This window comes from Streptomyces tamarix, assembly GCF_032423885.1.
Classification (GTDB): domain Bacteria; phylum Actinomycetota; class Actinomycetes; order Streptomycetales; family Streptomycetaceae; genus Streptomyces; species Streptomyces tamarix.
Genome location: NZ_JAWCTQ010000010.1, coordinates 61,367 through 84,156, shown reverse-complemented (window position 1 = coordinate 84,156; position 22,790 = coordinate 61,367). Strand labels below are relative to the sequence as shown.

Annotated in this window: 21 protein-coding genes; 16 read left to right on the top strand and 5 right to left on the bottom strand. The window is 72.0% G+C overall.

The genetic code is table 11. The features are described 5' to 3' along the window. Positions 1-66 precede the first annotated feature (66 nt). Both RND61_RS10800 and RND61_RS10795 read right to left on the bottom strand, forming a co-directional pair. Positions 67-2,361 (bottom strand): (Fe-S)-binding protein, encoded by a 2,295-nt coding sequence (locus RND61_RS10800; protein WP_315877636.1) that lies wholly within the window; start codon positions 2,359-2,361, stop codon positions 67-69. A gap of 146 nt (positions 2,362-2,507) precedes the next feature. Further along, positions 2,508-2,987, bottom strand: a complete 480-nt coding sequence (locus RND61_RS10795; RefSeq protein ID WP_315877635.1) for a sugar transferase — start codon at positions 2,985-2,987, stop codon at positions 2,508-2,510. Positions 2,988-3,313: 326 nt separating this feature from the next. Between RND61_RS10795 and dnaK the strand changes: the two genes are divergently transcribed. From dnaK to RND61_RS10770, 5 genes are all read left to right on the top strand, one after another. After that, positions 3,314-5,161, top strand: a complete 1,848-nt coding sequence (gene dnaK / locus RND61_RS10790) for a molecular chaperone DnaK (protein ID WP_315877634.1) — start codon at positions 3,314-3,316, stop codon at positions 5,159-5,161. Further along, entirely contained in the window at positions 5,158-5,817 is a 660-nt protein-coding gene (gene grpE, locus RND61_RS10785; protein WP_315877633.1) for a nucleotide exchange factor GrpE, read from the top strand. The genes dnaK and grpE overlap by 4 nt, the downstream gene beginning before the upstream one ends. A gap of 75 nt (positions 5,818-5,892) precedes the next feature. Further along, positions 5,893-7,068, top strand: coding sequence for a molecular chaperone DnaJ (gene dnaJ / locus RND61_RS10780; RefSeq protein ID WP_315877632.1), 1,176 nt, complete (start codon positions 5,893-5,895; stop codon positions 7,066-7,068). Between the two features lie 4 nt (positions 7,069-7,072). Then, positions 7,073-7,525 carry a heat shock protein transcriptional repressor HspR gene (locus RND61_RS10775; RefSeq protein ID WP_315877631.1) on the top strand — a complete coding sequence of 151 codons (453 nt, stop codon included), beginning with the start codon at positions 7,073-7,075 and terminating at the stop codon, positions 7,523-7,525. A 102-nt stretch (positions 7,526-7,627) separates the two neighbouring features. After that, entirely contained in the window at positions 7,628-8,215 is a 588-nt protein-coding gene (locus RND61_RS10770; RefSeq protein WP_315877630.1) for a DUF4232 domain-containing protein, read from the top strand. Positions 8,216-8,682: 467 nt separating this feature from the next. Here RND61_RS10770 and RND61_RS10765 read toward each other — a convergent pair whose 3' ends face one another. After that, positions 8,683-9,744: a helix-turn-helix transcriptional regulator gene (locus tag RND61_RS10765; RefSeq protein WP_315877629.1), complete on the bottom strand. Its 1,062-nt coding sequence runs from the start codon at positions 9,742-9,744 to the stop codon at positions 8,683-8,685. Between the two features lie 92 nt (positions 9,745-9,836). On the opposite strand from RND61_RS10765, the gene RND61_RS10760 reads away from it, so the two are divergent. Together RND61_RS10760 and RND61_RS10755 are read left to right on the top strand one after the other, a co-directional pair. Then, a complete protein-coding gene (locus RND61_RS10760; RefSeq protein ID WP_315877628.1) occupies positions 9,837-10,082 on the top strand; it encodes a hypothetical protein in 246 nt (81 codons plus the stop codon). Further along, a complete protein-coding gene (locus tag RND61_RS10755) occupies positions 10,079-10,396 on the top strand; it encodes a Rieske (2Fe-2S) protein (protein WP_023587884.1) in 318 nt (105 codons plus the stop codon). The genes RND61_RS10760 and RND61_RS10755 overlap by 4 nt, the downstream gene beginning before the upstream one ends. A 133-nt stretch (positions 10,397-10,529) precedes the next feature. Here RND61_RS10755 and RND61_RS10750 read toward each other — a convergent pair whose 3' ends face one another. Next, the gene (locus RND61_RS10750; RefSeq protein WP_315877627.1) at positions 10,530-10,943 is read right to left on the bottom strand and encodes a pyridoxamine 5'-phosphate oxidase family protein; all 414 of its coding nucleotides are present in this window, start codon (positions 10,941-10,943) and stop codon (positions 10,530-10,532) included. Positions 10,944-11,068: 125 nt separating this feature from the next. Here RND61_RS10750 and clpB point away from each other — a divergent pair, with 125 nt between their 5' ends. Continuing rightward, positions 11,069-13,672 carry an ATP-dependent chaperone ClpB gene (clpB, locus tag RND61_RS10745; protein ID WP_315877626.1) on the top strand — a complete coding sequence of 868 codons (2,604 nt, stop codon included), beginning with the start codon at positions 11,069-11,071 and terminating at the stop codon, positions 13,670-13,672. A 227-nt stretch (positions 13,673-13,899) separates the two neighbouring features. Next, positions 13,900-14,475 (top strand): type III secretion system chaperone family protein, encoded by a 576-nt coding sequence (locus tag RND61_RS10740; protein WP_315877625.1) that lies wholly within the window; start codon positions 13,900-13,902, stop codon positions 14,473-14,475. Between the two features lie 96 nt (positions 14,476-14,571). Here the strand turns inward: RND61_RS10740 and RND61_RS10735 are convergent, their stop codons facing one another. Further along, positions 14,572-15,753, bottom strand: a complete 1,182-nt coding sequence (locus RND61_RS10735; RefSeq protein ID WP_315877624.1) for a pyridoxal phosphate-dependent aminotransferase — start codon at positions 15,751-15,753, stop codon at positions 14,572-14,574. 1,036 nt (positions 15,754-16,789) lie between these two features. Here RND61_RS10735 and RND61_RS10730 point away from each other — a divergent pair. From RND61_RS10730 to RND61_RS10700, 7 genes are all read left to right on the top strand, one after another. Further along, a complete protein-coding gene (locus RND61_RS10730) occupies positions 16,790-17,326 on the top strand; it encodes a DUF2617 family protein (protein ID WP_315877623.1) in 537 nt (178 codons plus the stop codon). A gap of 63 nt (positions 17,327-17,389) precedes the next feature. Continuing rightward, positions 17,390-18,352, top strand: coding sequence for an SRPBCC domain-containing protein (locus RND61_RS10725; RefSeq protein ID WP_315877622.1), 963 nt, complete (start codon positions 17,390-17,392; stop codon positions 18,350-18,352). A gap of 11 nt (positions 18,353-18,363) precedes the next feature. Further along, the gene (locus RND61_RS10720; protein ID WP_315877621.1) at positions 18,364-19,155 is read left to right on the top strand and encodes an aldose epimerase family protein; all 792 of its coding nucleotides are present in this window, start codon (positions 18,364-18,366) and stop codon (positions 19,153-19,155) included. A gap of 35 nt (positions 19,156-19,190) precedes the next feature. After that, positions 19,191-19,739 (top strand): orotate phosphoribosyltransferase, encoded by a 549-nt coding sequence (gene pyrE, locus RND61_RS10715; RefSeq protein WP_315877620.1) that lies wholly within the window; start codon positions 19,191-19,193, stop codon positions 19,737-19,739. A gap of 177 nt (positions 19,740-19,916) precedes the next feature. Beyond that, positions 19,917-20,957: a class II fructose-bisphosphate aldolase gene (gene fbaA, locus RND61_RS10710; protein ID WP_315877730.1), complete on the top strand. Its 1,041-nt coding sequence runs from the start codon at positions 19,917-19,919 to the stop codon at positions 20,955-20,957. 73 nt (positions 20,958-21,030) lie between these two features. Next, complete coding sequence (locus RND61_RS10705) at positions 21,031-22,200, top strand: MalY/PatB family protein (protein ID WP_315877619.1); 1,170 nt, start codon at positions 21,031-21,033, stop codon at positions 22,198-22,200. Positions 22,201-22,243: 43 nt separating this feature from the next. Further along, positions 22,244-22,657, top strand: coding sequence for a DUF3151 domain-containing protein (locus RND61_RS10700; protein ID WP_315877618.1), 414 nt, complete (start codon positions 22,244-22,246; stop codon positions 22,655-22,657). The last annotated feature ends 133 nt before the right edge of the window (positions 22,658-22,790 follow it).

Below are 22,790 nucleotides of genomic sequence, written 5' to 3'. Positions count from 1 at the left end.
GTCCGCCCTCCGCAGGGCGGACCCGGCCGTTCCGTCGGCCGGCACCGGGGTACCGGGTGCGTGGTGCTACTGGGCCGGCTCCGGCTCCGGGGTCGCGTCGGACTCCGGGGCCTCGGGCGCCGGGGTCCTCACCGACTCCAGGAGGAGCTGCGCCACGTCCACGACCTGGAGCGACTCCTTGGCCTGGCCCTCGTTCTTCTTGCCGTTGACCGAGTCGGTCAGCATGACCAGGCAGAACGGGCAGGCGGTGGACACGATGTCCGGGTTGAGCGACAGGGCCTCGTCGACGCGCTCGGTGTTGATGCGCTTGCCGATGCGCTCCTCCATCCACATCCGCGCGCCGCCGGCGCCGCAGCAGAAGCCGCGCTCCTTGTGGCGGTGCATCTCCTGCTGGCGCAGGCCGGGGACGGCGGTCATGATCTCGCGCGGCGGCGTGTAGACCTTGTTGTGCCGGCCCAGGTAGCACGGGTCGTGGTAGGTGATCAGGCCGTCGACCGGGGTCACCGGGACGAGCCGGCCCTCGTCGATGAGGTGCTGGAGCAGCTGCGTGTGGTGGATGACCTCGAACTCGCCGCCCAGCTGCGGGTACTCGTTCGCGATCGTGTTGAAGCAGTGCGGGCAGGTCGCGACGATCTTCTTCGACGCCTTGGGCTTCTTCGTCGACTCGTCCACCCCGCCGTCCTCGTCGAGGGTCTCGCCGAACGCCATGTTCAGCATCGCGACGTTCTCCTGGCCGAGCTGCTGGAACAGCGGCTCGTTGCCCAGGCGGCGGGCGGAGTCACCGGTGCACTTCTCGTCACCGCCCATGATCGCGAACTTGACGCCCGCCATGTGCAGCAGCTCCGCGAAGGCCTTGGTGGTCTTCTTGGCGCGGTCCTCCAGGGCGCCGGCGCAGCCGACCCAGTACAGGTAGTCGACCTCCGACAGGTCCTCGATGTCCTTGCCGACGATCGGGACCTCGAAGTCGACCTCCTTGGTCCACTCGACGCGCTGCTTCTTGGCCAGGCCCCAGGGGTTGCCCTTCTTCTCCAGGTTCTTGAGCATCGTGCCCGCCTCGGACGGGAACGCGGACTCGATCATCACCTGGTAGCGGCGCATGTCGACGATGTGGTCGACGTGCTCGATGTCGACGGGGCACTGCTCGACGCAGGCGCCGCAGGTGGTGCAGGACCACAGGACGTCCGGGTCGATGACGCCGTTCTCCTCGGCGGTGCCGATCAGCGGGCGCTCGGCCTCGGCGAGGGCGGAGGCGGGGACGTCCTTCAGGGCCTCCTCGGACGCCTTCTCCTCGCCCTCCATGGTCTTGCCGCCGCCGGCGAGCAGGTACGGCGCCTTGGCGTGCGCGTGGTCGCGCAGCGACATGATCAGGAGCTTCGGGGAGAGCGGCTTGCCCGTGTTCCAGGCCGGGCACTGCGACTGGCAGCGGCCGCACTCGGTGCACGTCGAGAAGTCGAGGATGCCCTTCCAGGAGAAGTGCTCGACCTGGGAGACGCCGAAGACGGTCTCCTCCGCGCCCTCCTCGTCGTCGAAGACGGTCTCGAAGTCGATCTCCTTGCCGCCGGACGTCATCGGCAGCAGGGCGCCCAGCGCGGTCTCGCCGGTGGCGTTGCGCTTGAACCAGATGTTGGGGAAGCCGAGGAAGCGGTGCCAGGCGATGCCCATGTTGGTGTTGAGCGAGACCGTGATCATCCAGATCAGGGAGACGCTGATCTTCACCATGGCGGCGAAGTAGACCAGGTTCTGCAGGGTGCCGGTGCTCAGTCCGTCGAAGGCGAGGACGAGCGGGTACGACACGAAGTAGGCCGGGTCGTACGAGTCGACGTGGTGCAGCGCGCCCTCCAGGCCGCGCAGGACCAGGATGACCACGCCGATGGTGAGGATGACGTACTCGACGAAGTACGCCTGCCACGCCTTGGAGCCGGTGAAGCGCGACTTGCGGCCGGGGCGGGACGGCAGGCTCAGCAGCCGGATCACGATGAGGACGGCGATGCCGAGGACCGTCAGCAGGCCGATCAGCTCGGTGTACATCTCGAACGGCAGGAAGCCGCCGATGACGGGCAGGGTCCAGTCGGCCTGGAAGAGCTGCCCGTACGCCTGCGCCAGCGTGGGCGGCAGGGTGAGGAAGCCGACCGCGACGAACCAGTGCGCGAAGCCGACGATCCCCCAGCGGTTCATCCGGGTGTGGCCGAGGAACTCCCGGACCACGGTGACCGTGCGGGCCTTCCAGTCGTCGGTGCGGCTGCCGGCCGGCACGGGCTGGCCGAGCCTCACGAACCGGTAGATGTGCGCGATCGCTCGGGCAAAGAGCGCAACGCCGACCACGGTCAGGGTCAGCGACACAATGATCGCGGCGAGTTGCATGGGGGCTCCTCGGGCCTGCGAGGTGGGGGATCCAGCACTACTAAGCGGTAACTTAATGGGTTCGATGCTGAGCGTACCCAGTTATTCCGCCGCACTGTAGCCGCGTACGCGGTGATCTGCGTCGCTCAGGTGAGCCTGACCGCCGCTCATCGCCCCCGACGCCGCGAGGCGCTGATCAGGGCCGCGGGCGTACGGAGGAGCAAAGCCGCGTCCAGTCCCATCCCATGGTGCTCCACGTAGTGCTGGTCCAGCAGCAGGGGTTCGTCCCACGGGAGCTCGGAGCCCCGCTTCACCTGCGCCAGCCCCGTCAGCCCCGGCTTGACGAGCTGCCGCCACGCCGCGTCGGCGCCGGGGGAGCCCGGTGGCAGCGGCGCGGGCCCCACGAGCGACATCTCGCCCCCCACGACGTGGGTCAGCCGCGACAGCGCGTCGAGGCGCAGGAGGCGGATCGGCAGGGTGCGCAGCGTGAACGTCCGGCCGTGCAGACCGGTCGCCGCTTCCCGTACGAGGACGCCGCCGGGCGGGCGGAGGAGGGCGCGGACGGCCGCGGCGGTGAGGAGCGCGGGGGCGGCGAGGGCGAGGAGGGTGCAGCCGAGGGCCAGATCCAGGATGCGCTTGGGGTGCATGGCGCGACACCTGACCGTTCTGGGGGTCATGGCGGGGTGAGGGGGACGTCGTGGCGTTGAGGTGGCACAACCCGGATGGCGGAATGTGCCCGAGAAGCGAATGAAGCGTAGAAAGTGTGGAAGGCGCTGGAAGTTGCTTATGGGCGGAATGACCCGACGGGCAGAACGATAGGGGCGGGCGGTCGCCGGCGCCGGGTGCGACGCACCGCGTGTTGCGCATAAGGGCGGGATAAAACTTGAGTCGGATTGACTCAGGTCTGTTGACCGCGATGGGTGAGTGGTGCATCCTTGAGTCTGTTCCACTCAAGTCAGCTGGAGGAATCGAAATGGCACGTGCGGTCGGCATCGACCTGGGCACGACTAACTCCGTCGTCAGCGTTCTGGAAGGCGGCGAGCCCACCGTCATCACCAACGCCGAGGGCGCCAGGACCACGCCGTCCGTCGTCGCCTTCGCCAAGAACGGCGAGGTCCTCGTCGGTGAGGTCGCCAAGCGGCAGGCCGTCACCAACGTCGACCGGACCATCCGCTCGGTCAAGCGCCACATGGGCACGGACTGGAAGATCGAGCTGGACGGGAAGAACTTCAACCCGCAGCAGATCTCCGCGTTCATCCTGCAGAAGCTGAAGCGGGACGCCGAGGCGTACCTGGGCGAGAAGGTCACGGACGCGGTCATCACCGTCCCGGCGTACTTCAACGACTCCGAGCGCCAGGCCACCAAGGAGGCCGGCGAGATCGCGGGCCTGAACGTCCTGCGCATCGTCAACGAGCCGACCGCCGCCGCCCTGGCGTACGGCCTCGACAAGGACGACCAGACGATCCTCGTCTTCGACCTCGGCGGCGGCACCTTCGACGTCTCGCTGCTGGAGATCGGCGACGGCGTCGTCGAGGTGAAGGCCACCAACGGCGACAACCACCTCGGTGGCGACGACTGGGACCAGCGCGTCGTCGACTACCTGGTCAAGCAGTTCCAGAGCGGCCACGGCGTGGACCTCTCCAAGGACAAGATGGCGCTCCAGCGCCTCCGCGAGGCCGCCGAGAAGGCGAAGATCGAGCTGTCCTCGTCCACCGAGACGTCGATCAACCTCCCCTACATCACGGCGTCCGCCGAGGGCCCGCTGCACCTGGACGAGAAGCTCACGCGCGCCCAGTTCCAGCAGCTCACCGCCGACCTGCTGGAGCGCTGCAAGATCCCGTTCCACAACGTGATCAAGGACGCGGGCATCCAGCTCTCCGAGATCGACCACGTCGTCCTCGTCGGCGGCTCGACCCGCATGCCGGCCGTCGCCGAGCTCGTCAAGGAGCTGACCGGCGGCAAGGAGGCCAACAAGGGCGTGAACCCGGACGAGGTCGTCGCGATCGGCGCCTCGCTCCAGGCCGGTGTCCTCAAGGGCGAGGTCAAGGACGTCCTGCTCCTCGACGTGACCCCGCTGTCCCTCGGCATCGAGACCAAGGGCGGCATCATGACCAAGCTGATCGAGCGCAACACGACGATCCCGACGAAGCGCTCCGAGATCTTCACGACGGCGGAGGACAACCAGCCGTCCGTGCAGATCCAGGTCTACCAGGGCGAGCGCGAGATCGCGGCGTACAACAAGAAGCTCGGCATGTTCGAGCTGACCGGTCTCCCGCCGGCTCCGCGCGGCGTCCCGCAGATCGAGGTCTCCTTCGACATCGACGCCAACGGCATCATGCACGTCACCGCCAAGGACCTCGGCACCGGGAAGGAGCAGAAGATGACCGTCACCGGCGGCTCCTCGCTCCCGAAGGACGAGGTCGACCGGATGCGTGAGGAGGCCGAGCGGTACGCGGAGGAGGACCACAAGCGCCGCGAGGCCGCCGAGACGCGCAACCAGGGCGAGCAGCTCGTCTACCAGACCGAGAAGTTCCTCACCGACAACGCCGACAAGGTCCCGGGCGAGATCAAGACCGAGGTCGAGGCGGCGGTGAACGAGCTCAAGGAGAAGCTGAAGGGCGAGGACACCGCGGAGATCCGCACCGCCACCGAGAAGGTCGCGGCCGTCTCCCAGAAGCTCGGCCAGGCCATGTACGCCGACGCGCAGGCCGGCCAGGCGGCGGGCGGTGCCCAGGCGGGCGCCGAGGGCGCCAGGGCCGACGACGACGTGATCGACGCCGAGATCGTCGACGACGAGAAGCCGAAGGGTGGGGCCGCATGACGGAGGAGACCCCGGGCTTCGAGGAGAAGCCCGACGTCCCCTCCGGCGCCACCTCCGACGACGCCGTCGAGGCCGCCGAGAACCCTCCCGTCGAGGAGGGCGCGGCGGCCCCGGCCGGGGACGCGAACCAGACGGACCAGTCCGTCGGCCTGACCGCCCAGCTGGACCAGGCCCGCACCGCGCTCGCCGAGCGCACCGCGGACCTCCAGCGGCTCCAGGCCGAGTACCAGAACTACCGCCGCCGGGTCGAGCGGGACCGGGTCGCGGTCAAGGAGGTCGCCGTCGCGAACCTCCTGAGCGAGCTGCTGCCCGTGCTCGACGACATCGGCCGGGCGCGGGAGCACGGCGAGCTGGTCGGCGGCTTCAAGTCGGTCGCCGAGTCGCTGGAGACCGTCGTCGCGAAGATGGGCCTCCAGCAGTTCGGCAAGGAGGGCGAGCCCTTCGACCCGACCGTGCACGAGGCGCTGATGCACTCGTACGCGCCGGACGTCACCGAGACGACCTGCGTGGCGATCCTCCAGCCGGGGTACCGGATCGGCGAGCGGACCATCCGTCCCGCACGTGTCGCCGTCGCCGAGCCCCAGCCGGGTGCCGCGCCGGCTCCGAAGGAAGAGCAGTCGGCCGACGAGGAGAACGGTGGCCCCGAGGAGGGCTGACAGCCACAGGGCCGGCGGTCGCAGGACCGCCGGCCCCGGGGCTGACGCAGTGATCGTCCGGGAGGAGGGACGTCGATGAGTACGAAGGACTTCGTCGAGAAGGACTACTACAAGGTCCTCGGCGTCCCCAAGGACGCGACCGAAGCCGAGATCAAGAAGGCGTACCGGAAGCTCGCCCGCGAGTTCCACCCGGACGCCAACAAGGGCGACACCGCCGCGGAGGCCCGCTTCAAGGAGATCTCCGAGGCGAACGACGTCCTCGGCGACCCCAAGAAGCGCAAGGAGTACGACGAGGCGCGCGCCCTCTTCGGCAACGGCGGCTTCCGGCCCGGGCCCGGTGGCGCGGGCGGCACGTTCAACTTCGACCTGGGCGACCTGTTCGGCGGCCAGGGCGGGGCGGGCGGCGCCGGCGGCTTCGGCGGCGGGCTCGGGGACGTCTTCGGCGGCCTGTTCAACCGGGGCGGCGCCACGGGCACCCGGACGCAGCCGCGCCGCGGTCAGGACGTCGAGTCCGAGGTGACGCTCAGCTTCACCGAGGCGGTCGACGGCGCCACCGTCCCGCTGCGCATGTCCAGCCAGCAGCCCTGTCAGGCCTGTTCCGGCACGGGCGACAAGCACGGCACGCCGCGGGTCTGCCCGACGTGCGTCGGCACCGGCCAGGTGTCGCGCGGCTCGGGCGGCGGCTTCTCGCTGACCGACCCGTGCGTGGACTGCAAGGGCCGCGGGCTGATCGCCCAGGACCCGTGCGAGGTGTGCCACGGCAGTGGCCGCGCCAAGTCCTCGCGCACCATGCAGGTCCGCATCCCGGCGGGTGTCTCCGACGGGCAGCGGATCAGGCTGCGCGGCAAGGGTGCGCCCGGCGAGCGGGGCGGTCCGCCCGGCGACCTGTACGTGGTCGTCCACGTCGGCGCGCACCCGGTCTTCGGCCGGAAGGGCGACAACCTCACCGTCACCGTGCCCGTCTCGTTCGTGGAGGCGGCGCTCGGCGGCGAGATCAGGGTGCCGACCCTCGGCGGACCGCCGGTCACGCTGAAGATCCCCGCCGGTACGCCCAACGGCCGTACGATGCGGGCCCGGGGCAAGGGCGCGGTCCGCAAGGACGGCACGCGTGGCGACCTGCTGGTCACGGTCGAGGTCGCCGTGCCGAAGGAGTTGAACGACAAGGCGCGCGAGGCCCTGGAGACGTACCGTCAAGCTACCGCGGGAGAGGACCCGCGGGCGGAGCTGTTCCAGGCCGCGAAGGGGGCTTGAGGCAATGGACGCACGCCGACGCAACCCGTACGAACTGACCGACGAGACCCCGGTGTACGTCATTTCGGTGGCGGCGCAGCTCAGCGGGCTGCACCCGCAGACGCTGCGCCAGTACGACCGCCTGGGGCTCGTCTCCCCGGACCGTACGGCCGGCCGGGGCCGGCGCTACTCGGCCCGCGACATCGAGCTGCTCCGGCAGGTGCAGCAGTTGTCGCAGGACGAGGGCATCAACCTGGCCGGGATCAAGCGCATCATCGAGCTGGAGAACCAGGTCACCGCGCTGGAGGCCCGGGTGGCCGAGCTGACCGCGGCCCTGGAGGGCGCGGCGGTGGCGATGCGTCAGCGCGAGGCGCAGGTGCACGCCTCGTACCGGCGGGACCTGGTGCCCTATCAGGACGTGCAGCAGACCAGTGCGTTGGTCGTGTGGCGGCCGGCCGGAAAGCGCGGCGGCGAGTAGTCCCGCACTCCCGTACCCCGTGGCGGCGAGCGCCCGGAAGCGCCGGCAGGACCTGGAAGGCCCCCTCCGAGGAGGGGGCCTTTCCCGTGCGATGATCCGGGGATGCGTACGAGGGGGAGCGCGGTGGTCACGGCCGCGGCGGTGGTCACGGTGGTGACCGCGGGGTGTTCGGCGGGCGGGGCGGCGCCGGACGCGGCGTCCCCGCCGCCCTCGGCACCCGTACCGGGCCTCTCCGCGCCCGCGGGGCCCTCGGCGGGCGCGTGCCCGGGGTCGGGCGTACGGGTCACGCTGGGGGCCACGGAGACCGCCCTGGGGCTGCGGGCGCTGTCCGTGTTCCTCGACAACTGCGGCGGCCGGCCGTTCGAGGTGAGCGGCTACCCGGAGGTGGCCGTACTGGACGCGGAGCGCGAGGAGCTCGACGTGACCGTGCGCCTCGGCACGGACGCGGTGGACGGCGGGGCGACCCGTTCGACGTTCGTGCTGCGGCCGGGGCAGCGGGCACGGTCGGGGATCCTGTGGCGGAACACGGTGACGCGGTCGGACGTCACGGCGACGAACGGCGCGTACCTGCGGGTCACGCCCGGCCGGGGGGCCGCCGCTCAGACGGTCGCCCCGCACGACGGGCCGCTGGACCTGGGCACCACCGACGCCGTGGAGGTCACGCCCTGGACGCCGGAGGGCGGCACGTAGCGGGGCGGCGACGCGCCGGGGTGGCGGGTGCCGGAGTGCCGGGGCGGCCGGGTGCACCGGGCTGCGACGCTCTGGAGCGACGGGTGCGCCGGGGCTGTGACGCGTTGGGGCCGGATGGCCGCTGGGTGGGTGCGCCGGGCCTGCGACGCGCCGAGGCCGCGACGCGCCCAGGCTGCGGCGTGCCGGGGTCGGAAGGCCACCGGCCGGGTCACCGGGCCGGATGGCCGCCGGGGCCGGGTGCCCGTCGGGCGGGTGCGCCGGGCCCACGACGCACCGGGCCCACGACGCACCGGGCCCACGACGCACCGGGCCCACGACGCGCCGGGCCTGCGACGCGCCGGGCCCACGACGCGCCGGAACTATGCCGCGCCGGAGCTGTGGGGTGTGCCGGGACTGCGAGTGCGCCGGGGTCGGGTGGCCGCCGGGCGGGTGCGCCGGGTCCGGGTGGCCGCCGGGGTCGGGGGCCGTCAGTCGTGGCAGCGGACCTGCTCCTGGTCCTGCCCCTGGCCGGGCTCCTGGTCGAGGATGCCGGACCGGGCGATGAGGTAGCCGAGCTGGGCGCGGCTGCCGCTGCCGAGCGTGGACGCGAGCTTGGCTATGTGGGCGCGGCAGGTGCGGACGTTCATGCCGAGGCGGCGGGCGATGGCCTCGTCGACGTGGCCCTCGACGAGGAGCTTGGCGATGGAGCGCTGGATGCCGCTTATCCCGTTGAGGGCGGGCGTGTAGGCGACGACCTCCTCCTCCCAGGGGATGCCGTGCAGCCAGAACTGCTCGAAGACGCCGACGAGGTACTGCACGAGCCCCTCGTGCCGCAGCTCCAGCGCGACCTGGCGGTCGCTGCGGGCCGGGATGAAGGCGACCTTGCGGTCGACGATGATCAGCCGGTCGATGATCTCCTCCAGCGTGCGCACCTCCAGCCCGTACGGCGTGATCCGCTCGACGTACCCCATGGTCGCCGAGTGGTGCCGGGCCGTGTGCTGGTAGAGGGTCCGCATTCGGACACCGCGGCCGAGGAGGGGCTCCACCCGGCGCAGGGCGGCCTTGACAGTCTCGGGTTTGCGTCCGCTGCCGGGCTGGATGGTGAGGAGTTCGACCGCGCACTCGTCCGTCACGCGGTCGAGTTCGGCGTTGATGACGGCGAGTCCTTCGAGGACGTTGATCGCGTCGCTCGTGCTGGGGGCCGCCGCGGGGATCGTCATGAACGGCTCGAATGCATCGGCCAATGACAGCGCCCGCTGCCGTCGTTGCTGGATCTCCCGCTCGATGGGGTGTATCAGCTGGTTGAGGGCGATGGACGGAGGGACGGGCCGAAGCCACTGCGGATCGTCCGGATCCGGATGCAGCAGGGCGAGGTCGATGAGGCAGGGCGCCGCGCCGACCTCGGAGCGGGCTATCCGGCCGGCACGCAGGGCGGCCGCGTACAGGTGCTTTCCGGCTTCGCACAGCTCGTCATGACTGTGCCCGGTTTCCGGATTGTCCACCTTCGACGGCATCTGCACCCCCCTCAGGGTCCTGTATTTCAGGAACATGATGCCTGTATCGGCTGGTGGAAGCGTTCGGAGTGAGCCATCGTCATAGGCGCGGGGGAGGAGGTAAGGACAAAAAGAGGTGGAGATCGTCCATGACCAGGATGGTTCGTGCACTTAGCGCCATAGCTGTCGCCGCGGCGGCCGCGTGCGGTGTCGCCGCCCTCAGCGGCGAGCCGTCGTGGGATACGGTGTCCACGGGCAGCGTCGTCGCAGGTGAGCCCTCGTGGGAGGTCGGACCGACGGCCCCGCGCGAGCCCTCGTGGGAGGTTGCCCCGTCGACCTTCGGCGAGCCCTCCTGGGAGAGCGCCGACTCCGCGCCGACGGGTGTCGTCGCATGAACGTCCCCGACGACTCCCGCTTCCGCCGCGAGATGGCGTCCGCCTACCGATCCGGGTGGCACTTCATCGACCTCGTCACCGCCGTGCCGCAGGGTGGCGATTCGTTGATGGTCACCCTCTTCGGCGAGCCGATCGTCATCACCCGCGGAGAGGACGAGGACATCCGCGCCTACCGGTGCCTCCGTCGGCCGCGCGGCGCGCCGCAGCCCGTCCGCTGCGCCATTCGCTACGGAATGATTTTCGTCAACCTCGACCAGCGTGACCACCAGCTCGTCGAGGCCGAGACCACCACAGCCACCCCCCGCAGCGCCTGAGCGGTTCCCCCGTCGTTGTAGATCGCTCAGGTGCTTCCCCCACACAGCGGCGCCATCGTGGACCTGAAACACGATGGCGCCGCTGTGCTGCGCGCGCACGGGGGCGGACCGCGCCCGCGGCGCCGCGTGGTCGTTAGGCGCGCCCCATGGCCCGGGTGAGGGTGATCTCGATCACGACCCGATCCGGGTTCGGCGCCGGCGTGCGCCCGTACCGCTCCGCGTACCGGGCGACGGCGTCCGCGACGGCGTCCGGCTCCGTGCGGACCACCGCGCGGCCCTCCAGGGTCGCCCACCGCCCCGCGTCCACCTGGCACACGGCGACCCGCGCGCCGTCGGGGCCGGCGGCCAGGACGTTGGCCACCTTCCGGCTGTTCCTGTTGGTGATCACACGCGCGATCCCCTTCTCGCCGCCCTCCGGGTCGTACGTCACGCCCACCGCCACGACGTGCGGGGTGCCGTCCGGGCGGAGGGTCGTCAGGGTGCACATGTGCCGCTCCCGCCAGAAGCTGACGTAGGAGGGGTGGGGATCGCGCAGGTCAATGGCCATGGGTCGGAACCTACCGGCGACTGCTGGCCCTCATCACCTTGAGTGGAATAGACTCAAGTTTGTGGACGTTGGCTGAGTCATAGCCGGTACGTACGCATCCAGCAGCCGAGGAGGACCAAGCACAAGTGGACGCCGAGCTGACCAACAAGAGCCGGGACGCGCTCAACGCCGCCACCAGCCGCGCCGTGTCCGACGGACACCCGGACCTGACCCCGGCGCACCTGCTGCTGGCGCTGCTCTCCGGCCAGGACAACGAGAACCTCGTCGACCTGCTCGCCGCCGTCGAGGCAGACCAGGCCGCCGTGCGCTCCGGCGCCGAGCGGATCCTCGCCGGCCTCCCGAGCGTCACCGGGTCGACGGTCGCCCCGCCGCAGCCCAACCGCGACCTGCTGGCCGTCATCGCCGACGCCCAGGCCCGCGCCCGCGAGCTCGGTGACGAGTACCTGTCGACGGAGCACCTGCTCATCGGCGTCGCCGCCAAGGGCGGGCCGGCCGGCGAGCTGCTCACCCGGCAGGGCGCCGACGCGAAGAAGCTGCTGGCGGCCTTCACCAGGTCCCGCGGCACGCGCCGGGTCACCACGCCGGACCCGGAGGGCCAGTACAAGGCGCTGGAGAAGTTCGGCACGGACTTCACGGCCGCCGCCCGCGAGGGCAAGCTCGACCCGGTCATCGGCCGTGACCAGGAGATCCGCCGCGTCGTGCAGGTCCTGTCGCGGCGCACCAAGAACAACCCCGTCCTCATCGGCGAGCCCGGCGTCGGCAAGACCGCCGTCGTCGAGGGCCTCGCCCAGCGCATCGTGAAGGGCGACGTCCCCGAGTCGCTGCGCGACAAGCGGCTCGTCGCCCTCGACCTGGGCGCCATGGTCGCCGGGGCGAAGTACCGCGGCGAGTTCGAGGAGCGCCTCAAGAGCGTCCTCTCCGAGATCAAGGAGAGCGACGGCCAGGTCATCACTTTCATCGACGAGCTGCACACGGTCGTCGGCGCCGGCGCCGGCGGCGACTCCGCCATGGACGCGGGCAACATGCTCAAGCCCATGCTGGCCCGCGGCGAGCTGCGCATGGTCGGCGCGACCACGCTCGACGAGTACCGCGAGCGCATCGAGAAGGACCCGGCGCTGGAGCGCCGCTTCCAGCAGGTCCTGGTCGCGGAGCCGACCGTCGAGGACACGATCGCCATCCTGCGCGGCCTGAAGGGCCGGTACGAGGCCCACCACAAGGTGCAGATCGCGGACTCGGCGCTGGTCGCCGCCGCGACGCTCTCCGACCGGTACATCACCTCCCGCTTCCTCCCCGACAAGGCGATCGACCTCGTCGACGAGGCGGCGTCGCGCCTCCGGATGGAGATCGACTCGTCGCCCGTGGAGATCGACGAGCTGCAGCGCGCCGTCGACCGCCTCCGCATGGAGGAGCTGGCGCTGAAGAACGAGACCGACCCCGGTTCCGTCCAGCGCCTGGAGAAGCTGCGCCGCGACCTCGCCGACAAGGAGGAGGAGCTGCGCGGCCTGACCGCCCGCTGGGAGAAGGAGAAGCAGGGCCTCAACCGCGTCGGTGAGCTGAAGGAGCGCCTCGACGACCTGCGCGGCCAGGCCGAGCGGGCCCAGCGCGACGGCGACTTCGACACGGCCTCCAAGCTGCTGTACGGGGAGATCCCGGCCGTCGAGCGGGAGCTGGCCGCGGCGACGGAGGCCGAGCAGGAGGCCGCCAGGACGGGGACCGGCGGCGCGGACAAGATGGTCAAGGAGGAGGTCGGCCCCGACGACATCGCGGACGTCGTCGGCTCCTGGACCGGCATCCCCGCCGGGCGGCTCCTGGAGGGCGAGACGCAGAAGCTGCTCCGCATGGAGGAGGAGCTCGGCACGCGCCTGATCGGGCAGACGGAGGCCGTCCGGGCCGTCTCGGACGCCGTGCGCCGTACGCGCGCGGGCATCGCCGACCCCGACCGGCCGACCGGCTCGTTCCTCTTCCTCGGCCCGACCGGCGTCGGCAAGACGGAGCTGGCCAAGGCGCTCGCGGACTTCCTCTTCGACGACGAGCGGGCGATGGTCCGCATCGACATGTCGGAGTACGGCGAGAAGCACTCCGTCGCCCGTCTCGTCGGCGCGCCCCCCGGCTACGTCGGATACGAGGAGGGCGGCCAGCTCACGGAGGCCGTGCGCCGCCGCCCGTACAGCGTGATCCTGCTGGACGAGGTGGAGAAGGCCCACCCGGAGGTCTTCGACATCCTCCTCCAGGTCCTCGACGACGGCCGGCTCACGGACGGGCAGGGCCGCACGGTCGACTTCCGCAACACGATCCTGGTGCTCACGTCCAACCTGGGCAGCCAGTTCCTGATGGAGCCGACGACGACGGAGGCCGAGAAGCGGGAGCAGGTCCTGGAGGTGGTCCGCGCCTCCTTCAAGCCGGAGTTCCTGAACCGGCTGGACGACATCGTGGTCTTCTCGGCGCTCACCCGCGACGAGCTGGCCCACATCGCCCGGCTCCAGACCGGCCGGCTGGCCCGCCGCCTCGCGGAGCGCCGCCTCACGCTGGACGTCACCCCGGCGGCCCTGGAGTGGCTCGCCGACGAGGGCAACGACCCGGCGTACGGGGCGCGGCCGCTGCGCCGTCTGGTCCAGACGGCCATCGGGGACCGCATGGCGCGGGAGATCCTGTCCGGCGAGATCCAGGACGGGGACACGGTCCGCGTGGACCGCGTGGACGGCGGCCTGTCGGTGGCGCCGGTCCGGTGATCCACGCCCGGCCTTGTCCGGTCCGGCCTCGTCCGGTCCGGTGGTCCACGCCCGGCCGGGGCCGGCCCCCTCCGGTCCGGTGATTCCCGTCCGGCCCCGTCCGGTTCGGTGACCCCCGCCCGGCCGGGGCCGGCCCCGGTCCGCGCCCCCGCCCGTCCCGGCGGGGGCGCGGCCGTGTCAGCTCGCAGCGGATCGCGGCCGGTCGGGCTTGCCACCGACGGGCCGGGATGGGAGAGGATGGCGGCTATCCGTACGAAGGGAATTACCCGGTGAGCATCGACCCGTCCTCGATTCCGAATTTCGGGGGACAGCAGCCCCAGCCTCAGGCCGCAGGACCGGCGGGCCCCGTCGTCCCCGATCAGGACCTGGTGAAGCAGCTCCTCGAGCAGATGGAGCTCAAGTACGTCGTCGACGACGAGGGTGACCTCGCGGCGCCGTGGGAGGACTTCCGCACCTACTTCATGTTCCGCGGCGAGGCGGAGCAGCAGGTCTTCTCCGTGCGCACGTTCTACGACCGCCCGCACCCGGTCGAGGAGCGTACGAAGATCCTCGAGACCATCGACGACTGGAACCGCCGCACCCTGTGGCCCAAGGTGTACAGCCACCTCCACGAGGACGAGCAGGGCGGCGCCACCGTTCGGCTCATCGGCGAGGCGCAGATGCTCATCGGTACGGGCGTCAGCCTGGAGCACTTCGTGTCGTCGACCGTCAGCTGGGTCCGCGCGTCGATCGAGTTCGACCGGTGGATCGTGGAGCAGCTGGGCCTGGAGCCCGGCGAGGGCGCCGAGGGTGCCGAGGGCTGAGCGGCCCCGCGTGCCACGCGGCCGTGACGTGGCCGGGGCGGTGACCGTACGAGGTCACCGCCCCGGCCGCGTTCCCGGTCGGCCCGGTCGGCCCGGTCAGAGGCGGGCGAGGCGCTCCGCCGCCTCCCGCAGCACCGCCTCCTTCTTGCAGAACGCGAACCGGATCAGCGTCCGCCCCGCGTCCACGTGGTCGTAGAAGACCGCGTTCGGGATGGCCACGACCCCGCACCGCTCGGGCAGCGCCCGGCAGAACGCGACGCCGTCCTTCTCGCCCAGCGCGGCGACGTCCGCGGTGACGAAGTACGTGCCGCGCGGCCGGTACACCTCGAAGCCGGCCGCCACCAGCCCCGCCGCGAGGACGTCCCGCTTTCCCTCCAGGTCCGCCCGCAGCGTGTCGAAGTACGAGTCCGGCAGCCGCAGCGCCTCCGCGACGGCGTACTGGAACGGCCCCGACGCCACGTAGGTGAGGAACTGCTTCGCGGTGCGCACGGCGGCCGTCAGCGCGGGCGGCGCGGTCACCCAGCCCACCTTCCACCCCGTGAACGAGAACGTCTTCCCGGCGGACGAGATGGTCACCGTCCGCTCCCGCATCCCCGGGAACGTCGCGAGCGGCACGTGCTCCGCCCCGTCGAAGACCAGGTGCTCGTAGACCTCGTCGGTGACGACCAGCAGGTCCCGCTCGACCGCGAGCGCGGCGACGGCGGCCAGCTCGTCGCGGGTGAGGACGGTGCCGGTGGGGTTGTGCGGGGTGTTGAGCAGGATGAGGCGGGTGCGGTCGGTGACGGCCGCGCGCAGTTCGTCCAGGTCGAGGACGAACCGGCCGCCCGCCGGGTCCGGGCGCAGGGTGACGGGGACGCGCGTGCCGCCCGCCATGGCGACGCACGCCGCGTACGAGTCGTAGTACGGCTCCAGGGCGACGACCTCGTCACCCGGTTCGACCAGCGCCAGCAGGGCCGCGGCGATCGCCTCCGTCGCGCCCGCGGTGACCAGGACCTCGGTGTCGGGGTCGTACGCGAGGCCGTACCGCCGCCGCTGGTGGTCGACGATCGCGGTGCGCAGCTCGGGGACGCCGGGGCCGGGCGGGTACTGGTTGCCGCGCCCCTCGCGCAGGGCGCGGACGGCCGCCTCGCGGATCTCCTCGGGGCCGTCGGCGTCGGGGAAGCCCTGCCCGAGGTTGATGGAGCCGGTGGCGGTCGCGAGGGCGGACATCTCGGCGAAGATCGTCGTACCGAACCCGGCGAGGCGGCGGTTGAGCGGTGCTCTGGTCATGGGCGCCATCCTGCGGGGAAGCGGAGGCCGCCTCAAGGGCGCGCGCGGGCGGGTGAAACCTCTGGAGTTCCTCAAGTGCGGATTGGGCGCGTCCCGGGGGTGGGCATCTCCCAGGCACACATCACACGGGGGAGGGACACGGGATGGAATTCGGTGTGCTGTTCATCGGCGCGGTGGTGCTGATGGGGTTCTTGGTGTTCTTGGTGTTCTTGGGGGTCACCGCCACCCTCGCGTACGCGGGGTCGCGCGGTGGGCGGCGCGGACGCCGGCGGCGGCACGCCTCGTCGCACGACAGCGGCGGGAGCGGGAGCAGCGCCTGGTGGGACGGGGGCGGCTCGTCGTGCGGGGGCTCGTCGTCCTCGTGCGGGGGCTCGTCCTCTTCGTGCGGGGGCGGCGGTGGTGGTTGCGGCGGGGGCTCCTAGGGGGAAGGAGGTAGTCGACATGACCGGAGCGATCGTGGTGTGCGGAGCGGTACTGATGCTCCTGGTGGGGTTCGCGGTCCTCATGGGAGGCCGCTCCTCGCGGGGCCGCGGTGGCGGCGGCGGGGCGGTGCGACCGGTGGCGTCGGCGGGGCGGCCCTGTGGGCCGACTCCGGCGGTGGCGGTGGGGGAGTCGAGTCGTCCTGCGACAGCGGGAGCGGCGGGGGAGGAGGCTCCTGCGACGGGGGAGGCGGGGGCGGCGGCGGGTGCGGAGGCGGAGGCGGCTGACACGGGGCAGCCGGTCCGCACGTCCGCACCGACCGCGGCGGGACACCCAGCGGGAGTGAACTCCCGCTGGGTGCGCCCTCGTTCACGCATATGCGCCTCATCGCGCGCTGTGCGTTGAACAGTTGAACCCCCAGGCCCCCGAGGGGATGTATTCACAACCGAGTTGGGTAAAGACGCTGTAAGCATCCGACGGTTCATGCTTCGCTCGTTGACGAGTACATCGAGCCTTCGGTTCCCGTGCGAATCCGAGCCGGTACCTCAAGTTCCCCGGAACGTCTTCGGGACGACGCCACCCCCCTCGGTCCACCGTCACGTCACCGTGCTTGCGGAGCTGACTCATGCTCACCACCCTTCAGACTGCGTACACCGACACGCGTGCGGCCGATCTGGCCTGGACGCTGGGGAAGGAGGCGCTGCCCGCCCTCGCCGTCCTCGACCTGGATCTGTCCGGCGCCAGGCTCCAGATGAGGCTCCTCGGGGCGTCCCACCAGGTGCTCCTGGAGGAGGGGGACGCCACCTGCTCGGAGACGGTCGCCTGCATGCCCGGCAGCAGCACACCGCTGCCCCTGGGCGTGGCGAAGCGGATCGGCGTCTGGGAGTACGAGTTCGCGGCGCGCGTGGAGAAGCTGTCGCAGGGTTCGTTCGCGGGCCGCGCGCAGGAGCTGCTGGCGCTCGTCGCGGACCACCCGCACGGCCTGGCCGGTACGTTCCCGGGCTCGCCGCACGCGTTCACGGCCATGTTGGCGCGGCGGCACGAGGGCCGGGTGGGGTGGTACACCTGGCACGCGTACCCGCAGGAGGGGCAGCTGGTGGTGACCCGGACCAGCGTCGGTCTCGCTCCGAGGGGCCGGCGGCGGCCGTACCCGTGCGGCTGACTTCGCGACGGGCCGTGCGCGGCAGGGGTACGCGGCGGCCCGGCGTGGGTAGGCTCGACTGTCATGGAGCATGAGGTGTTCGTTCCGGTCCCCGCGCGGTCCCTCCGGGCCGTCCTGGCGGACCCCGCACGCGTCGCCCGCTGCGTCCCGGGGTTCCAGCAGGACGCGGACGCGTCGGCGGGTCCGCTGGCGGGCCGCCTCAAGGTGCGCACCGGCGGGCAGACCATCACCTACCGGGGCGCGCTGCGCCTCGCCGCGCGGAACGACGCCGGGTACGACGTGGCGGGTGAGGGCGCGGAGGCGCGCGGGGGCGGCGGTGTGAAGGTCGCGCTCACCGTCCGGCTCTCCCCCGCCGAGGGCGGCACCGGCCTGGCGTTCACCGGGACGGCGAGCGCGGAGGGCCGTCTGGCGGACCTCCCCGCCGACACGCTCACGACGACGGCGCGCCGTCTCCTGGACCGCTTCGGCGAAGCCCTCGCGGAGGAGGCGGACCAGGCGCCGGGCGACGGCGCGAACACTTCCGGTGAGACGGCCGCCGCCGGGACCGGGGCGACCGCCGCCGACGGCGCGGACCCCGCCGCCGTCGCAGACCCCGCTGCCGTCGACGGCACGGACATCGATGACGCGGACGACGCGGACTTCGACGACGTCGACGACGCGGGCATTGACGACCTGGACGACGACGGGGTCGACGACGGTGCCGTCGGGGGCGGGCGGCGGCCCGGTGTGTTCGACGCGCCCGTGCCGCCGTCCTCGCTGGACCCGTTCGCCGTGGACGACTTCCCGGTCGACGAGGCCGAGCCGCCCGTCGAGGCCGCGCACGCCCGGCGGACGATGATCGGGCGCAGCGCCGAGGAGGTCGACCACGCCCCGCCGCGCGGCCGGTACGCGCCCGTGCCCGGCCCCGACACGGGCCCCGGGACCGGTGTGCTGCGCTGGCTCGTCCCCGCCGCCGCCCTCCTGCTCGTCTCGGCGGTCGTCGTCGGCCGTGCGCTGCGCCACCGGAAGCAGCACCGGCGCGCGTAAGGTCAGGCGGTGTGAGCATGAGCGAAGAGGTCCGGCTGGCCGCCGGAGACGTCGAGTTGACCATCACGCCGGAGAACGGCTGCCGCATCGCGAGCCTGCGGATCGGCGGCGCCGAACTGCTGCGTCAGGGGGAGCGGTACGGCTGCTTCCCGATGGTCCCCTGGTGCGGGCGGACCGACCGGGGGCGGTTCCTGAACGGTGCGACGCGGCACCAGTTGCCGCTCAACGCCCCGCCGCACGCCATCCACGGCACCGGCCGCGACACCGCCTGGCACACGGCCCGCGCCGACAAGGCGGAGGCGGTGTTCACCTACGACCTGGTCGACCCGTGGCCGTACTCCGGCCGGGTCACCCAGGTCTTCGAGCTGACCGACACCTCGCTCACCCTGCGGCTGGGGGTCGAGACGTACGGCGACTCGTTCCCGGCACAGGCCGGGTGGCACCCGTGGTTCAACCGCGTCCTCGACGGCAGCGCGGTCGAGATCGACTTCACGCCCGAGTGGCAGGAGGAGCGCGGCGACGACCACCTTCCCACCGGCCGCCGCATCGAGCCCCGGCCCGGTCCGTGGGACGACTGCTTCGGCATGCCGGACGGGGTGGACGTCACCCTCACCTGGCCGGAGCGGCTGGAGCTGAAGGTCACCAGCCGCACCCCGTGGGTCGTCGTGTACGACGAGCAGGAGCCCGCCGTGTGCGTGGAGCCGCAGTCGGGCCCGCCGAACGGGCTGAACACCGCGCCGCGGCTCGTCACGCCCATCGAGCCGCTGGAGATCGAGTCGACCTGGACGTGGCGCCGCCTCTGACGCGGGGCCCGGCCGGCGCGGCTTAAGCTCGGGGCATGACTGACGTACGAGCGGATCTGCTCCAGCAGATCAAGGACAAGGCCGTGGTGCACGGCAGGGTGACCCTCTCCTCGGGTCTGGAGGCCGACTACTACGTCGACCTCCGCCGGATCACGCTGGACGGCGCCGCCGCGCCGCTCGTCGGTCAGGTCATGCTCGATCTGACCGCCGACCTCGACTACGACGCGGTGGGCGGCCTGACCCTGGGCGCCGACCCGGTCGCCACGTCGATGCTGCACGCCGCCGCCGCGCGCGGCCGCACGCTGGACGCGTTCGTCGTCCGCAAGGCCGCCAAGGCGCACGGCATGCAGCGCCGCGTCGAGGGCCCGGACATCAAGGGCCGCCGCGTCCTGGTGGTGGAGGACACCTCCACCACCGGCGGCTCCCCGCTGACGGCTGTCGAGGCGGTCCGCGAGGCGGGTGCCGAGGTCGTCGCGGTCGCCACGATCGTGGACCGCGCGACCGGGGCCGCCGAGAAGATCAGCGAGACGGCCGGCGTGCCGTACCGCTACGCGTACGCGCTGGACGAGCTGGGTCTCGTCTGACCGGTCATTCGGCTGACCTGCGGCTTCATTGGGGCGTGCGCTGTTTCACGTGAAACGGTGCACGCCTCTCGCGTGCCCGGTGAGTCCAGGGGGTGGAGCCTCGGAGCCCGTCTGGAAAGATAGGTGCGACGATGACGTCGCCCCCAGGTCAGGGATCAGCAACGCACGCAACCGCAGATCACAAGGAGCGGACAGATGCCCATCGCAACCCCCGAGGTCTACAACGAGATGCTCGACCGGGCGAAGGCAGGCAAGTTCGCCTACCCGGCCATCAACGTGACGTCGTCGCAGACCCTGCACGCCGCCCTGCGCGGCTTCGCCGAGGCCGAGAGCGACGGCATCATCCAGATCTCGACCGGTGGCGCGGAGTTCCTGGGTGGACAGCACAACAAGGACATGGTGACCGGCGCGGTCGCCCTGGCCGAGTTCGCGCACATCGTCGCCGCGAAGTACGACATCACGGTCGCGCTCCACACCGACCACTGCCCGAAGGACAAGCTGGACGGCTACGTCCGCCCGCTGCTGGCGGTCTCCGCCGAGCGCGTCGCCAAGGGTGAGAACCCGCTGTTCCAGTCCCACATGTGGGACGGCTCCGCCGAGACCCTCGCGGACAACCTGGCCATCGGCCAGGAGCTGCTCGCGCAGGCCGCCGCCGCCAAGATCATCCTTGAGGTCGAGATCACCCCGACCGGCGGCGAGGAGGACGGCGTCACCCACGAGATCAACGACGAGCTGTACACGACCGTCGACGACGCGATCCGCACGGCCGAGGCGCTCGGCCTGGGCGAGAAGGGCCGCTACCTGCTGGCCGCGTCCTTCGGCAACGTCCACGGCGTGTACAAGCCGGGCAACGTCGTGCTCCGCCCCGAGCTGCTCAAGGACCTCCAGCAGGGTGTCGCCGAGCGCTTCGGCAAGGCCGACCCGTTCGACTTCGTCTTCCACGGCGGTTCCGGCTCCACGCAGGAGGAGATCGCCACCGCGCTGGAGAACGGCGTCGTCAAGATGAACCTCGACACCGACACGCAGTACGCCTTCACCCGTCCGGTCGCGGACCACATGTTCAAGAACTACGACGGCGTCCTGAAGGTCGACGGCGAGGTCGGCTCGAAGAAGACGTACGACCCGCGCACCTGGGGCAAGCTGGCCGAGGCGGGCATGGCCCGGCGCATCGTCGAGGCGTGCCAGTCGCTGCGTTCGGCGGGTACGAAGCTGAAGTAAGGCGTCACCACGACACCAGGCCGGGCCCGGCATCGCACAGCGCGGTGCCGGGCCCGTTCCGTAGGAGGGGCCCATGGCGCACGACAGGACGTACGACTTCGACACGGTGGTCGGGATACGCGGCACCGGCTCGTTCCAGTGGGACGTGCTGCCCGAGCTGTACGGGGAGCCGGACCTGGTGCCGTTCACCGTCTCCGACATGGACTTCCGCCTCGCGCCCGAGGTGCTGGAGGCGGTCCGGCGGCGCGTCGAGCGGGGGATGTTCGGCTACACGGACTGGCGGCACACCGGCTTCCCGGAGGCCGTACGGGACTGGTACGCGCACCGTCACGGCGTGGAGCTCGATCCGGAGGCGCTGGTCTTCGGGCCGTCCGTGCTGAACCAGTTGGCGCAACTGCTGCGGATGTGGACGGAGCCCGGCGACGGCGTGGTGGTGCACACCCCGACGTACGACGGGTTCCTCAAGACGCTCGACGGGCTCGGGCGGCAGCCGCGGGGCGTCCCGGTCGGGGACACCGCGGCCCTGGAGCGGGAGCTGGCCCGCCCCGACAGCCGGGTGCTGCTGCTGTGCTCGCCGCACAATCCGACGGGCCGGGTGTGGACCGAGGCGGAGCTGAGGGGGTTCGCGGCGCTGGCCGAGGAGCACGGCGCGGCCGTCGTCAGCGACGAGATCCACGCGGACCTGGCCCACGCGGGACACCGGCACGTGCCGTGGATGTCCGTGGCGCCGGAGGGCGGGCGCTGGGCGGTGATCACGTCCGGGTCGAAGGCGTTCAACTTCCCCGCGCTGAACGGCTCCTACGGGGTGCTCGGGAACCCGGACGACCACGCCGAGTTCGTCCGCCGGGTGGAGCGCGGCGAGGGCCTCAACTCGCCGTCGGCCCTCTCCCTGGTCGCGCACACCGCCGCGTACCGGCACGGCGCGGCCTGGCTGGACCGGTTGCGCCCGTACGTCCTGGGCAACCTGCGGCTGCTCGCCGACCGGCTGGAGGCCGCCTTCCCGGGCCGCTCCCTGTACGCGCCGCCGCAGGCCGGGTACCTGGCGTGGCTGGACCTGCGCCCGCTGGGCGTGGACGGCGAGGCGCTGAACGACGAGCTCGTCGCGCGCGAGAAGGTCGCCGTACGGCCGGGCGCGGCGTACGGCGCGAAGGGTTTCGTGCGGATCAACCTGGGCTGTCCGCGGAGCAAGGCCGAGCACGGGATCGACGCGGTGGTCCGCACCCTGACCCGCGGGGCGGCCTGACCCGAGGGGCGGTCCGACCCGCCGGCCGTAGGAGACTGGGGCCATGGCCATTCACGAGAACCTGCTGGGGGGACCGCCCCCCACCCACCTGCCCGACGAGCCCGAGCCGCGGGAGCTGCTGGAGTCCGGCGCCGCGCCCGAGGAGGTCGCCGCGAAGTACCCGACGTCCTCGCTCGCCTGGGCGCGGCTCGCCGACGTGGCGTACGAGGGCGGCCGCGTCGTCGAGTCGTACGCGTACGCCCGCACCGGCTACCACCGGGGCCTGGACGCGCTGCGCCGCAACGGCTGGAAGGGCCACGGCCCCGTGCCGTGGGAGCACGAGCCGAACCGGGGCTTCCTGCGCTCCCTGCACGCCCTGGCGCGGGCGGCGCGGGAGATCGGCGAGCAGGAGGAGTACGAGCGCTGCTCGACGTTCCTGCGCGACTCCTCCCCGCTGGCCGCCGACACCCTCGGCTGACCCCCTCCGCCGCCGGCCCGGGCGCCGTCCGCGCGTCCGGGCCGTCCGCGCGTCCGGGCCGGTGGCGAGCCCGGCCGGGGAGGGTGCTTCGGGCGTCGCGTTTCCGGCCGGGACGGGCGGGCTCCGGGCATCG